The sequence below is a fragment of the Bradyrhizobium sp. BR2003 genome (genome assembly GCF_009720285.1).
GTDB classification, from domain to species: Bacteria; Pseudomonadota; Alphaproteobacteria; order Rhizobiales; family Xanthobacteraceae; genus Bradyrhizobium; species Bradyrhizobium elkanii.
Genome location: NZ_SMYJ01000030.1, coordinates 84,165 through 96,717, shown reverse-complemented (window position 1 = coordinate 96,717; position 12,553 = coordinate 84,165). Strand labels below are relative to the sequence as shown.

Annotated in this window: 12 protein-coding genes; 8 read left to right on the top strand and 4 right to left on the bottom strand. The window is 65.5% G+C overall.

The window, feature by feature from the left end:
* Nucleotides 1-60 precede the first annotated feature (60 nt).
* Nucleotides 61-729: a tetratricopeptide repeat protein gene (locus E2I15_RS24825; protein WP_137482610.1), complete on the top strand. Its 669-nt coding sequence runs from the start codon at nucleotides 61-63 to the stop codon at nucleotides 727-729.
* Between the two features lie 97 nt (nucleotides 730-826).
* Here E2I15_RS24825 and E2I15_RS38865 read toward each other — a convergent pair whose 3' ends face one another.
* On the bottom strand, nucleotides 827-1,003 hold the full coding sequence (locus tag E2I15_RS38865; RefSeq protein ID WP_170991732.1) for a hypothetical protein: 177 nt from the start codon (nucleotides 1,001-1,003) through the stop codon (nucleotides 827-829).
* A gap of 360 nt (nucleotides 1,004-1,363) precedes the next feature.
* Between E2I15_RS38865 and E2I15_RS24820 the strand changes: the two genes are divergently transcribed.
* Together E2I15_RS24820 and poxB are read left to right on the top strand one after the other, a co-directional pair.
* Nucleotides 1,364-2,326, top strand: coding sequence for an alpha/beta fold hydrolase (locus tag E2I15_RS24820; protein WP_137482611.1), 963 nt, complete (start codon nucleotides 1,364-1,366; stop codon nucleotides 2,324-2,326).
* Nucleotides 2,327-2,437: 111 nt separating this feature from the next.
* The gene (gene poxB / locus E2I15_RS24815; protein ID WP_137482612.1) at nucleotides 2,438-4,174 is read left to right on the top strand and encodes a ubiquinone-dependent pyruvate dehydrogenase; all 1,737 of its coding nucleotides are present in this window, start codon (nucleotides 2,438-2,440) and stop codon (nucleotides 4,172-4,174) included.
* Between the two features lie 189 nt (nucleotides 4,175-4,363).
* Here poxB and cycA read toward each other — a convergent pair whose 3' ends face one another.
* Nucleotides 4,364-4,756, bottom strand: coding sequence for a cytochrome c-550 CycA (gene cycA, locus E2I15_RS24810; RefSeq protein ID WP_137482613.1), 393 nt, complete (start codon nucleotides 4,754-4,756; stop codon nucleotides 4,364-4,366).
* A 235-nt stretch (nucleotides 4,757-4,991) separates the two neighbouring features.
* Here cycA and E2I15_RS24805 point away from each other — a divergent pair, with 235 nt between their 5' ends.
* Nucleotides 4,992-6,485 (top strand): FAD-linked oxidase C-terminal domain-containing protein, encoded by a 1,494-nt coding sequence (locus E2I15_RS24805; protein WP_137482614.1) that lies wholly within the window; start codon nucleotides 4,992-4,994, stop codon nucleotides 6,483-6,485.
* Here E2I15_RS24805 and E2I15_RS24800 read toward each other — a convergent pair.
* The gene (locus E2I15_RS24800) at nucleotides 6,482-6,895 is read right to left on the bottom strand and encodes a hypothetical protein (RefSeq protein WP_137482615.1); all 414 of its coding nucleotides are present in this window, start codon (nucleotides 6,893-6,895) and stop codon (nucleotides 6,482-6,484) included. The two genes, E2I15_RS24805 and E2I15_RS24800, sit on opposite strands and share 4 nt — an antisense overlap.
* A 311-nt stretch (nucleotides 6,896-7,206) precedes the next feature.
* Between E2I15_RS24800 and E2I15_RS24795 the strand changes: the two genes are divergently transcribed.
* Complete coding sequence (locus E2I15_RS24795; RefSeq protein ID WP_246668331.1) at nucleotides 7,207-8,352, top strand: acyltransferase family protein; 1,146 nt, start codon at nucleotides 7,207-7,209, stop codon at nucleotides 8,350-8,352.
* Nucleotides 8,353-8,495: 143 nt separating this feature from the next.
* Here E2I15_RS24795 and E2I15_RS24790 read toward each other — a convergent pair whose 3' ends face one another.
* On the bottom strand, nucleotides 8,496-8,978 hold the full coding sequence (locus E2I15_RS24790) for a putative quinol monooxygenase (RefSeq protein ID WP_246668332.1): 483 nt from the start codon (nucleotides 8,976-8,978) through the stop codon (nucleotides 8,496-8,498).
* 164 nt (nucleotides 8,979-9,142) lie between these two features.
* Between E2I15_RS24790 and E2I15_RS24785 the strand changes: the two genes are divergently transcribed.
* From E2I15_RS24785 to glcF, 3 genes are read left to right on the top strand one after another with little or no spacing between them, the layout of a single operon-like run.
* Nucleotides 9,143-9,859 (top strand): ArsR/SmtB family transcription factor, encoded by a 717-nt coding sequence (locus tag E2I15_RS24785; RefSeq protein WP_422109884.1) that lies wholly within the window; start codon nucleotides 9,143-9,145, stop codon nucleotides 9,857-9,859.
* A gap of 32 nt (nucleotides 9,860-9,891) precedes the next feature.
* Nucleotides 9,892-11,127, top strand: a complete 1,236-nt coding sequence (locus E2I15_RS24780; RefSeq protein WP_137482618.1) for an FAD-binding protein — start codon at nucleotides 9,892-9,894, stop codon at nucleotides 11,125-11,127.
* Nucleotides 11,124-12,440: a glycolate oxidase subunit GlcF gene (gene glcF / locus E2I15_RS24775; RefSeq protein ID WP_137482619.1), complete on the top strand. Its 1,317-nt coding sequence runs from the start codon at nucleotides 11,124-11,126 to the stop codon at nucleotides 12,438-12,440. Before E2I15_RS24780 ends, glcF begins: the two co-directional genes overlap by 4 nt.
* Nucleotides 12,441-12,553: the final 113 nt, after the last annotated feature.

Sequence of the window (12,553 nt, the reverse complement as noted above, 5' to 3'; positions counted from 1 at the left end):
TCACAGGTCTTTGACGCCGCGCTGCTTTGCAGTGCGGCGTTGTGCGTCTAGACTTCGGCCATGGGATTAAAGCTCGGATTCAAGTTCCTGGGGCCCGCCAACCGCCGGCTGGCGATCCTGATCGGCGCGTTTCTGGCCATGCCGGTTGCGGCCGTCGCGCAGGATGATCCGCGGGTGGTCCCGCCGCCCAGGGCCCAGAAAAAACTACCTGAAGCTCCGAGCAAGCTGCCGAAGGTGCCGGCCGACCGCACCCGCGGGCTGGATTTCCTGTTCGGCGCCCTGAAGGCCGCGCCCGACGAGGACAGTGCCCGCCATGTCGAGGCGCGGATCTGGGCGCTGTGGCTGCAAACCCCGAGCGATACCGCGGCGCTGTTGATGGTGCGCGCCAAGGCGGCGATCGACGCCCAGAATGTCGATGTCGCGCTGAAGCTGCTGGACGCGGTGATCAAGCTCCGCCCCGACTATGTCGAGGCCTGGAACCGGCGTGCGACGATCTACTATTTGAAGAACGACTACGTTCGTTCGCTGGGAGACCTGCAGCAGGTGCTGACCCGTGAACCGCGCCATTTCGGCGCGCTGGCGGGCGTCGGGATGATCATGCAGGAGATGGGTGACGACAAGCGTGCGCTCGACGCCTTCCGCAAGGCGCTGGCTGTCGATCCCTACCTCGAGAAGGTGCCGCAGATCGTCAAGCAGCTGACCGAAAAGGTCGAGGGCCGCGATATCTGATTGCGTGCGATTGATCGCGATCGTGGGGCGATGGCCGCGAATGGGCACGTTGCTCGCGAGCCTGATGCTTGCTCGCGATACGGTCCGGCGCAGGAGGCTAGTGCAAGAACTTGCCGCGGGACGCGGTGTCCCGGGCTACGGCAGCATAGAATTGCTGAAGCTCCGCCTCCAGGTGCTCATTCACGAGCAACAGTGCCTTCAGGGCGCCGCGCAGGTCGCCATTGCAGCTCGCCACGATCTGATCGATGGCCGCATCGCTAGGGTCGGAAATCATGGTACTCCTCCGATTACTTCCCGTTGAACTCGTCATGCGGACGCGGGTTCCTGTGGATACTGTGTACAAGCCAGGAAGCGCTCCAGTCGCGTCCCGGTTTCGAATGAAGCCTCGCACCTGATGGCGAAAATGCCACCGCCAATCTATGAAATTACTAATGACGCAGGTATGAACCCGCTATCCACAGGCTGGGCGCATTGTGGACAACTCCGCGCCGGGGCGTGAGCCGGAAAATCGACAATTGGCTTTTCGAACAAGAGCATGCCCGGACAGGGGGCACATCCGCGCGAAACCTGATTTCGGCTTCGTCGTAATTGTCAGGTGCCCAATCAGGTGCCTGAGACCTTTCGGATCCCCTCGATGTTGACCGCAATCATTGCGCTGGCGGTAGCCGGGCTGGCCCTGGCGCTGACGACGCAAATCGGCACCCTGCTGATCCAGCGTGCCTTCCTACCGCAGGGGCGAATGATCGATGTGGCCGGGGCGCGGCTGCATGTGGTCGAACTCGGCCCGCGCGATGCGGTCGGGCCGCCGGTCGTGATGCTGCATGGTGCGAGCTCCAATCTGCGCGCGATGCAGCCGCTCGGCGATCGCATTGCCAAAGCGCGCCGGGTGATCCTGATCGACCGGCCGGGCCACGGCTGGAGCAGGCGCGCGCGTGTCGCGGATTCGACGCCCGCGATCCAGAGCCGGATGGTCGTGGAGGCGCTGACCAGGCTCGGCGCCGAGCGGGCGATCGTGGTGGCGCATTCCTGGGCCGGCGCGCTCGCCTTGCGCATTGCGCTGGATCATCCGGATCGCGTCGCCGGCCTCGTGCTGCTCGCCCCTGTCGCCTATCCGTGGCGCGGCGGCGCCGGACGCTACAATGACGTGATCGCGACGCCGCTGATCGGGCCGTTGCTTGCGCACACGATCACGCTGCCGCTCGGTCTCCTCATTGCCACTTCGGCGGCGCGCGGCGTGTTCGCGCCGCAGCCGATACCGGCTGATTTTGTCCGCGACAGCGAGTCATTGCTCCTGCTGCGTCCGCGCGAGTTCATCGCCAATGCGCGCGACCTCGTCACGCTGAAGGCCTCCGTCGTCGAACAGGCCCCGCGCTATGCGGAGATCAGGGCGCCGCTGTCGATCATTTCGGGCGACGTCGACAAGACGGTCTCGACCGGCATCCATTCGCGGCCGCTCGCCGCGTCAGTGCCGAACGCGAAGCTGATCGTGCTGCCGGGCACAGGCCACATGGTGCAGTACGTCGCGCCCGATCTCGTGGCGTCCGAGATCGAGATGATGGCCGGCCTGATGGTGCCGGACGTGGTGACGGCGCAATAGCTGCCGCGCCTTTGCGCCGCGCGAATGTGATCCGGCAAGGCTTGCGTGGCGGTATCGCGCCGAACATCATGTCGTCGCGCGGTTTTCCGATTTTATCAAAGGACACGTCTCATGCGGATCGACAACATCGCCGACCTCATCGCCGAAACCCTTGCCCAGGCCGGCGTGAAGCGCATCTACGGCGTCGTCGGCGACAGCCTCAACGGCCTGACCGAGGCGTTGCGCAAGCGCGGCACGATCGATTGGCTGCATGTGCGTCACGAGGAGGTCGCCGCGTTCGCCGCCGCCGCCGAATCCCAGATCACGGGCGCGCTCGCGGTGTGCGCGGGCTCCTGCGGCCCGGGCAATCTGCATCTCATCAACGGCCTGTTCGACGCGCATCGCAGCCGCACCCCGGTGCTGGCGCTGGCGGCGCAGATCCCGTCGGCCGAGATCGGCGGCGGCTATTTCCAGGAAACCCACCCGCAGGACCTGTTTCGCGAATGCAGCCATTATTGCGAACTGGTGTCGGATCCGGCGCAACTGCCCTACATGCTGGAGAACGCGATCCGCGCCGCGGTCGGCAAGCGCGGCGTCGCCGTATTGGTGCTGCCCGGCGACGTCGCGATGCGGACCGCGCCGAAGCGCGACATTGCGCCGAATGCCGGCCTGCTGCCGCCGGCCCCGGTCGTGCGTCCGGCCGAACCTGAGTTGAATGCGCTGGCGGCGCTGCTCAATGGCGCGCGGCGCGTCACGCTGTTCTGCGGCCGCGGCTGCGCGGGCGCGCATGACGGCTTGATCAAGCTTGCCGAGACGCTGAAGAGCCCGATCGTGCACGCGCTCGGCGGCAAGGAATATGTCGAATACGACAACCCCTATGACGTCGGCATGACCGGCTTCATCGGCTTCTCCTCCGGCTATGCCGCCATGCACGGCTGCGACGTGCTGCTGATGCTGGGGACCGATTTTCCCTACAAGCAGTTCTTCCCGACCGGCATCAACATCGCGCAGGTCGATATCCGCCCCGAAAATCTCGGCCGCCGCTGCAAGCTCGATCTCGGCATCGTCGGCGACGTCGGCGAGACCATCGCCGCGCTGTTGCCGAAGCTCCATGTCAAGACCGACCGCAAGCATCTCGATGCCAGCCTCGCGCATTACAGGGATGCCCGCGCCGGGCTCGACGATCTCGCCCGCGGCAAGCCGGGCCAAAAGCCGATCCATCCGCAATATCTGGCGCGCCTGCTCAGCGAGCAGGCGAGCGAGGATGCGGTGTTCACCGCCGACGTCGGCACGCCGACGATCTGGGCCGCGCGTTATCTGAAAATGAATGGCCGTCGCCGTCTGGTCGGCTCCTGGGTGCACGGCTCGATGGCCAATGCGATGGCGCATGCGATCGGGGCGCAGGCGGCGCAGCCCGGCCGCCAGGTGGTGTCGATGTCCGGCGACGGCGGCTTTGCCATGCTGATGGGGGATTTGATCACGCTGACGCAGGCGAAGCTGCCGGTGAAGGTCGTGATCTTCAACAACAGCGTGCTCGGCTTCGTCGCGCTGGAGATGAAGGCCGCCGGCTTTATCGAGACCGGGGTCGATCTGAAGAATCCCGATTTCGCGGCGATGGCCCGCGCCATGGGCATTCATGGCGTCAGGGTGGAGGATCCAGGCGAGCTTGAGGGCGCGATCCGCGACGTGCTCGCGCATGACGGCCCAGCCGTGCTCGACGTCGTGACCGCGACGCAGGAGCTGTCGATGCCGCCGACCATCACGCTGGAGCAGGTGAAGGGATTCAGCCTTTGGGTGCTGCGCGCGGTGATGAGCGGCCGCGGCGACGAGGTGGTCGATCTCGCCAAGACCAATCTGTTGCCGCGCTGATTGCGGCGGCCCGGCATGATCCGGAAAAGTGCGTGGCGCTTTTCCCTCGCGATAAACGCGGGACGCATCTGCGCGGAGATCATGCTCAAATCAGAGAGCCAGAAGGGGATGGCGTTTCGAAGAAAAGCCATCCCGTTCCAACGTCCGCCCCGGCATTGGCGCCGGGCGGACGGCGACCGATACCGCCGATTACTTCTGCTTGCCGTCCTTGTCGAACGACGAGACGTAGGCCCAGAGGTTGTTGGCCTCGGTCTCGTTCTTGATGCCGGCGAAGGCCATCTTGGTGCCGGGGATCTTGGCCTTCGGATCCTTGATGTATTCGAGGAAGGTGGCCTTGTTCCAGGTGATGCCGGAATTCTTGTTGGCGTCGGAATAATTGTAGTCCGGCGCGGAACCGGAATGGCGGCCGTCGAGGCCGTTGAGCTCGGGGCCGACCTTGTTCTTGGCGCCTTCGCCGATTGCGTGGCAGGCGAGGCATTTATTGAACGAGGTCTTGCCGGCGGCGGCATCCTGCGCCAGCGCGGAGGATGCGGAAGCCAGCGATGTGACGACCGCCAGCGCGCTCAAGGTCTTTAGGTTCATGGGGTTCTCTTCGTTTCGTCCCGGGAGGTAGTGATCGTTTGTGGCATGTCCGGCTTGGACAGGACAAGCCACGAAACTTTGACAGGTTTCGAGGCCGCCCGCTTGTCCGAGAGAGAACTCGCCATTGCGGGGTGGGGCAATCCGACCTTCGGCCGGTCCGCTGAAACAGGTGCAGACGTGATTGATTTGTCGTAACAAATCGGCGAAGGGCAAAAGCTCAGCCGAGGGAACAACGATGTCCATCATGATGCCGGCGGCCGACCAGGCCGTCCTCGCTCGCCGCGCCGAAATCGTGGCCGCCTTGCGCGCGATCGTCCCGGGCGAGGGCGTGATCGACAGTGCCGCCGAGATGCTGGCTTATGAATCCGACGGCCTGACCGCCTATCGGCAGCCGCCGATGGTCGTGGTGCTGCCCGATACCACCGAGCAGGTGTCGAAGGTCCTCAAATATTGCCAGGGCCAGGGCATCAAGGTGGTGCCGCGCGGCTCCGGCACCTCGCTGTCCGGCGGCGCGCTGCCGCTTGCCGACGGCGTGCTGCTCGGACTCGGCAAGTTCAAGCGGATTCGCGAGATCGACTTCGACAACCGCGTCGTCGTCACCGAGCCCGGCGTCACCAACCTCGCGATCAGCCAGGCGGTCGCCCATGCCGGCTTCTACTACGCGCCCGATCCGTCGTCGCAGATCGCCTGCTCGATCGGCGGAAATGTCGCGGAGAATTCCGGCGGCGTGCACTGCCTGAAATACGGCATGACCACCAACAACGTGCTCGGCTGCGAGATCGTCCTGATGTCGGGCGAGATCCTGCGCATTGGCGGCAAGTCGGCCGAGAACGCCGGCTATGATCTGATGGGCATCATCACCGGCTCGGAGGGGCTGCTCGGCGTCATCACCGAGATCACCGTGCGCATCCTGCAGAAGCCGGAGACGGCGCGCGCGCTGATGGTCGGCTTCGCGGAGGTCGAGGCGGCCGGCGAATGCGTGGCCCGGATCATCGGCGCCGGCATCATCCCCGGCGGCATGGAGATGATGGACAAGCCCGCGATCCACGCCGCGGAGGCGTTCGTCCATGCCGGTTATCCGCTGGACGTCGAGGCGCTGTTGATCATCGAGCTCGACGGCCCTCAGGTCGAGGTCGACGAGTTGATCAAGCGGGTCGAGGCGATCGCGCAAGGCTGCGGCTCGACCTCCTGCCAGATCTCGACCTCGGAGGCCGAGCGCAATCTGTTCTGGGCCGGCCGCAAGGCGGCGTTCCCCGCGGTCGGGCGCATCTCGCCGGACTATCTCTGCATGGACGGCACCATCCCGCGCGGCGCCTTGCCGAAGGCCCTGGCGCGGATCCGCGAGCTCTCCGAGAAATACGGCCTCGGCGTCGCCAACGTGTTCCACGCCGGCGACGGCAATCTGCACCCCTTGATCCTCTACGATGCCAACAAGCCGGGCGAGATCGAGAAGGCGGAGGCGTTCGGCGCCGACATCCTGCGCTGCTGCGTCGAGCTCGGCGGCGTGCTCACCGGCGAGCACGGCGTCGGCATCGAGAAGCGCGACCTGATGCCCGATATGTTCACCGAGATCGACCTCAACCAGCAGCAGCGGCTGAAATGCGCCTTCGATGCGGAGGGCCTGCTCAACCCCGGCAAGGTGTTTCCGACCCTGCACCGCTGCGCCGAGCTCGGCCGCGTCCATGTCCACGCCGGCAAGCTGGCGTTCCCGGATATCCCGCGGTTCTAGTACCGTCTGAGCAGCCCCGACGCCGCGCCGCTCTCGCCATAGGCGGCGCAGGCCCCTTCCGGGTCTGTGATCAACGCCGCCCGGACGCCCTTGAAGGTCTTGCCGGCTGCTTCGGACACCTCGGGGCGGAATTTGCGCGGATCGTAGTCATTGCCGTCGTGAGCCTTGATGGCCGCGTCGAACGCATTGATCATGGCCATCGCGGCGTCGGGGCTGCCGAGAAGTCTGGCGCCCGTTTGAACGCCGCCGGCACCATTGGCCTCATAGCCGGTGCATCGTTGTTCGAGCACCGCGGCTGCGGTTGCGAGCTGGTCGAGGAACGTCGCCTCGGCGTCGGTGAGCATGGCGGCGCGCGCCTGTCCTGGCGCGATCATCGCGAGCAGCGCGATGGCTATCGGTTTGATGTGCATCGTGGTGGTTCTCCTGGCGGAGCCGCGATCAAATCAACGGTTGCCGAATGACGATAACAAGCCTGCTTCCAGGGCATCAGGAGCCACGCCAGCTATTGGCCTCCGAGGCCAATATGCGTGAGCGTGCGCCCAACGCGTGAGGGCCGGTCGATACAATTCGACGGATCGCCCTAGCCATTCGATAACCTTAACCGATCCTTGCCGCGGTGGCCGTCGTCGCGCGTCGCTGCGATTACAGCGCGGACCCATTTACACGGCCTTAGACTGTTGCTCGGTATTTTCCGCAGATGCATGTCTTCGGGAGCACATCGATGCCCAGCCTGGCCGATCAGCTGGCGCTTTCGCGCAATCGGCCCGCGGGTTTCGATTACATGCGGATCGCGCTGGCGGCGTCGATCATTGGCCTGCACAGCACGAACGTGACGCTCGGGCTCGGCCGCGCGCTGGAAATCCAGAGCACGCTGCGCATCGCCGTCGCGATGATCCTCGCGCTGTTCTTTGCCTTGAGCGGTTTCCTGGTGACCGCAAGCCTGCTCCGGTGCAGGAGCCTGATTTCCTTCCTCGGCCTGCGCGTGCTGCGGATCGGGCCGGCGCTCGCGGTCGAAACCACTCTATCGGCAATCATCATCGGCTCGGTCTTCACCGAGCTGCCGTTGGCGCAATATGTCGCCGATCCGAAATTCCACGCCTATTTTCTCAATATCGTCGGCGACATCCATTACGAGCTGCCGGGCGTATTCCTGCACAATCCGCTGCCGGATCTGGTGAACGCCCAGCTCTGGACCGTGCCGTACGAGCTGTGGTGCTACGTCATCCTGGCGTTGCTCGCCGTGCTCACGATTTGCTTCAACCGGGTGGCGTTCCTGGGGTTCATGGTGATCGCCCAGATCGGGCTCATCGGCTACGACATCTACCGCTGGGACGAGGTGCCGATCCAGCTTCGCCCGCACCTTCTGGTGTTCTGCTTTCTTGCCGGCGTCGGCTTCTACCTCTGGCGCGACAAGGTGCCGTTCAACCGCACTGTGTGCCTGCTGGCGCTGGTGCTGTGCGCCGCCGGCATGGCGACCGGACGCGGCGACGCGCTGGCTCCCGTGCCGGCCGCCTATGTCGCATGCTATCTCGGCCTGATGAACCCGCCGCGGAGCTGGATCGTGTCATCAGGCGATTACTCCTACGGGCTTTATCTCTACGGCTTCGTCATCCAGCAATGCGTCGCCACCTTCGGCCCGCCGGTTCAGTACTGGTATCTGAACCTCGTGATCAGCCTGCCGCTCGCCTTCGGAGTCGCCGTCGCGTCCTGGCATCTCGTCGAGAAACGCGCGCTTCGGCTCCGAACCCGGGTCGAGAGCCTTGAGGTCGCGGTACTGTCGCGGATCTCGATCGTCGGCTTCTGGCGCAGGCCGCCCGAGCGGGCCGGCTTGCGCGCAACGCTCGGCAACAGCGGCGCGTCGATCTGACCCGCGCCGGCGGGAAAGACGAGCTTCGGTTCTGATTGAATCAGAACCGAAGCTCTCGCTTCTTGTTTTGACGCGTTTTCTTCACGCGAACCGGGTCCACGTCGCTCGAAAACGCTCTACCATCCTCCCCGCGGCGCTTTTCTTCACAGCAGCGCGTATTGCGACCGCTCGCGCTTGGCGAGCAGCGGCAGCGCTTGCTCCGCGATGTAGGTCTTGAAGGCCGCGCTGTCCTGATGTGCCTTGAACGCGGCTTCGTCCTGGAACAATTCGTAGAACAGGAATTGCGCCGGATTGTCCTTGCCGCGGCCGATCAGGAACAGCTTGGTGCCGGGGTCCTTCTGCGCCTCGGGAAGGAAGCCGTCGAGGATTTCCGCGACCTTGTCGGCCTGTCCCTCCTTGGCTTCCCATTGCGCCACGACCAAAAGGCCTGACGTGTTGATCGCATCGCTGATGGTTCGTGTGCTCATCGCATAGTGCTTCATTGGCAGTCCTCCGTTGCTGGGCTCCGATCGAGCTTGCGATCCGGCCCAAGGCGAGACGCCGGCGACCGCCATGATCGCAAACGAGCCGATGGCCGATCGCCGGGTGAGCATCATCGTCGTGGTCGAAACTTCCGAACGTGTCATGTTCGCCTCCAGATGATTTGCGCCAACCGTCCTGCCGGCCGAACCGCAACGCGAGAGATAGTCGATCGTTCGGCGAACCCGGTTCGGTGATGGTCGAATTGTCGATGTCGTGAACATTTCGATCATGATCGAAGCGTTGCGGCGGCATGACGTGCGACGAACAGATGACTTCGATCGATGCGGAGCCGGCCATGGAGACCATCGCACCAGAGCTTGCCGAACTCGCCGGGCTGATCGCCGATCCCGGCCGCGCCAGCATCCTGTCGCGGCTGATGGACGGGCGCCCGCAGACTGCGAGCGAGCTGGCGCTGGTCGCGGGCGTGACGCCCCAGACCGCGAGCTGGCACCTTTCGCGGCTGGTCGAGCGCGCGCTGCTCAAGGTCGAGCGGCGTGGTCCGCGCCGCTTCTACCGGCTGGCCACGCCGCTGGTTGCGCAGATGCTTGAGGGCATGATGACGGTTGCCGCGATCGATCCGCATCCGTCCCGGCCACCGCCGCGCATCGATCCCGAGATGCGCCGGGCCCGGACCTGCTACGACCACCTTGCCGGCGAGCTCGGCGTCGCCGTCACCGATGCGATGCGGGACCGCGGCCACCTCAATCTGGACCAGGAGGCCGGCGAGCTGACTGCTTCCGGCCGAGCATTTCTCGGCGATTTCGGCATCGACCTGCATGCGCCGGCGCGGGGGCGGCGGATCTTGTGCCGGCCCTGTCTCGACTGGAGCGAGCGGCGTCCGCATCTGGCCGGGCGGGCAGGGGCTGCGGTTGCCGACCTTGCGTTGCAACGGGACTGGATCCGGCGCCGGCCGCAGGGCCGCTCCGTCGAAATCACCGACGCCGGACTCCTCGCATTCAGAAATTTGTTCGGCGCGCGCATTTGATTTCGGAGCCGAATTTGGTTACCGGCTAGGGCGTGGATACGCTCAAGGTCAGAGACGCAAAAGACGTCGAGGAAGTGGTGCGCGCGGCGGTCGCCAGCGAGCAGCCGCTTGAGGTCATTGGACATGGATCGAAGCGCGCCATCGGCCATCCGATGGCGACCAATGCGCTGCTCGACGTCTCGGCGCTGAATGCGGTCAGTTCCTACGAGCCGAACGAACTGATCATCACCGTGCAGGCCGGCGCGCCGCTCGCCGACGTGCAATCCCTGATCGACGCCAGGAACCAGCAATTCGCCTTCGAGCCGATGGACATTTCGGTGCTGCTCGGCACTGCGGGCGCCGGCACGATCGGCGGCATGATCGGCGCGGGCCTTGCCGGTCCCCGCCGCATCATGGCCGGCGGTATCAGGGATCATCTGCTCGGGGCGCACGCGGTGTCCGGGTTCGGCGACAGCTTCAAGACCGGCGGGCGGGTGGTGAAGAACGTCACCGGCTACGACCTCTGCAAGCTGCTGACCGGCTCCTGGGGCACGCTCGCGGTCATGACCGAGCTGACGCTTAAGGTCATGCCGAAGCCGGAAGCCGAGCGGACGCTGGTGCTGCGCGGGCTCGACGACGTCACCGCCAACAAGGCGATGACGGCGGCGCTGGGCTCGCCTTTCGACGTCTCCGGCGCGGCGCATCTGCCGGGTTCGGCGCTGCGGTCCGGTGGCGGTGCGCTCGCCGGCCTCGCCTCCGGCCAGCCGGTCACGCTGGTGCGGCTCGAGGGGATTTCGGCGTCGGCGGCACACCGGGCGGCCTCGCTGAGCCAGACACTCTCGGCTTATGGCACGGTCGACAGCCTCGCCGACGATGCGTCCGCCGCAATCTGGAGCGCGCTGCGCGACGTGGTGCCGTTCGCGGCGAACGGCGCGCTCGGGGCCTGGCCGGTGTGGCGTATCGTTTGCCCGCCGGCCTCCGGCGGCGCGCTGGGCCAGGCGTTGTCGCGCGCCACCGGCGGCGACGTGATCTACGACTGGGGCGGCGGGCTGATCTGGGCCGCGGTGCCGCCGGGCGCCGATGCCCAGGCCACGCTGGTTCGCGGCCAGGTCGAGGCGATCGGCGGACACGCCACTCTGATCCGCGCCACCGAGGATGTGCGCCGGGCGGTCGATGTGTTCCAGCCGCAGGCGGCCGGGCTTGCCGCGCTCGGTGAACGGGTCCGGGCGAGCTTCGATCCGAGGTCCGTCCTCAACCGCGGCCGGATGATGCGAGGCGGGGCTGCATGAAGACCGAGTTTTCCCTGGCGCAGCTCGCCGATCCCGACATCAAGGAAGCCGACAAGATTCTGCGCGCCTGCGTGCATTGCGGCTTCTGCACCGCGACCTGTCCGACCTATGTGCTGCTCGGCGACGAGCTCGATAGCCCGCGCGGGCGCATCTACCTGATCAAGGAGATGCTGGAGAAGGACAAGCCGCCGACGGCCGACGTGGTCAAGCATATCGACCGCTGCCTGTCGTGCCTCGCCTGCATGACCACCTGTCCGTCGGGCGTGAACTACATGCACCTCGTCGACCAGGCCCGGGTCCGGATCGAGCGGGATTACCAGAGACCGCTGACCGAGCGGCTGCTGCGGTCGGTGCTCGCCCTCGTGCTGCCGCGGCCGGGCCTGTTCCGGATCAGCATGATCCTGGCCGGGTTCGTCCGTCCGTTCGCCGCATTGCTGCCGACGCCATCGGTCGGTGCGTCGAACCCGGGCCTGCTGCGGCGGATCAAGGCGATGCTGGCGCTCGCGCCACGCGGCCTGCCGCAGCCGGGGCCGGCTGCGGGAACCGTGTTTGCGCCGATCGGCCGGCGGCGCGGCCGGGTCGCGCTGCTGCAGGGCTGCGCCCAGCAGGTGCTGGCGCCACGCATCAATCAGGCCGCGATCAATGTGCTGACCCGGCACGGCGTCGAGGTGGTGCTGGTCAAGGACGAGCAATGCTGCGGCGCGTTGACCCATCACATGGGACAGGACGGCGACGCGCTGGCGCGTGCGCGGGCCAACGTCACCGTGTGGCAAAGGGAAGCGGACCAGAACGGGCTCGACGCCATCCTGGTGACGACCTCGGGCTGTGGGACGGTTGTCAAAGACTACGGCTACCTGCTGCGCGAGGACAAAACATTCGCGGAGCCGGCCAAGCGAATCTCGGCGCTGGCAAAGGATATCACCGAGTATCTCGCTGGCCTCGAGCTCGCGCCTTCAACGCAAAAAGGCGACATCACCGTCGCCTATCACTCCGCTTGTTCGTTGCAGCATGGACAGAAAATCACTCAACTTCCGAAAGAATTGCTTTCCAAGAATGGATTCGTGGTGAAAGATGTGCCCGAGAGCCATTTGTGTTGCGGTTCGGCGGGGACCTACAACATTCTCCAGCCCGACATTGCGAGCAGATTGCGCGATCGCAAGGTCGCCAATATTGCGCTTGTCAAACCGGACATGATCGCTGCGGGCAATATTGGCTGCATGGTTCAGATTGCCGGCGGTACGTCAGTTCCTGTGGTGCACACGATTGAGCTTCTCGATTGGGCGACAGGAGGTCCCCGGCCAGGATTGAATTGATCGACTGCCACTCGAGCATGATCCGGACCTCAGCCTTGCCCTGACGCAACGTGAAGGACCGGCGCTTCCTTGCCACAGACGCGAAGCGATCGCGCGGCCATCATGCCCGACAA

What these genes read in the sequence shown, in the direction of transcription:
- cycA (WP_137482613.1), bottom strand. Translation starts at nt 4,756, where the DNA reads ATGAACCTAAAGACCTTGAGCGCGCTGGCGGTCGTCACATCGCTGGCT.
- poxB (WP_137482612.1), top strand. Translation starts at nt 2,438, where the DNA reads ATGCGGATCGACAACATCGCCGACCTCATCGCCGAAACCCTTGCCCAG.
- E2I15_RS38865 (WP_170991732.1), bottom strand. Translation starts at nt 1,003, where the DNA reads ATGATTTCCGACCCTAGCGATGCGGCCATCGATCAGATCGTGGCGAGC.
- E2I15_RS24825 (WP_137482610.1), top strand. Translation starts at nt 61, where the DNA reads ATGGGATTAAAGCTCGGATTCAAGTTCCTGGGGCCCGCCAACCGCCGG.
- E2I15_RS24820 (WP_137482611.1), top strand. Translation starts at nt 1,364, where the DNA reads ATGTTGACCGCAATCATTGCGCTGGCGGTAGCCGGGCTGGCCCTGGCG.
- E2I15_RS24795 (WP_246668331.1), top strand. Translation starts at nt 7,207, where the DNA reads ATGCCCAGCCTGGCCGATCAGCTGGCGCTTTCGCGCAATCGGCCCGCG.
- E2I15_RS24790 (WP_246668332.1), bottom strand. Translation starts at nt 8,978, where the DNA reads ATGACACGTTCGGAAGTTTCGACCACGACGATGATGCTCACCCGGCGA.
- E2I15_RS24785 (WP_422109884.1), top strand. Translation starts at nt 9,143, where the DNA reads ATGACTTCGATCGATGCGGAGCCGGCCATGGAGACCATCGCACCAGAG.
- glcF (WP_137482619.1), top strand. Translation starts at nt 11,124, where the DNA reads ATGAAGACCGAGTTTTCCCTGGCGCAGCTCGCCGATCCCGACATCAAG.
- E2I15_RS24805 (WP_137482614.1), top strand. Translation starts at nt 4,992, where the DNA reads ATGTCCATCATGATGCCGGCGGCCGACCAGGCCGTCCTCGCTCGCCGC.
- E2I15_RS24800 (WP_137482615.1), bottom strand. Translation starts at nt 6,895, where the DNA reads ATGCACATCAAACCGATAGCCATCGCGCTGCTCGCGATGATCGCGCCA.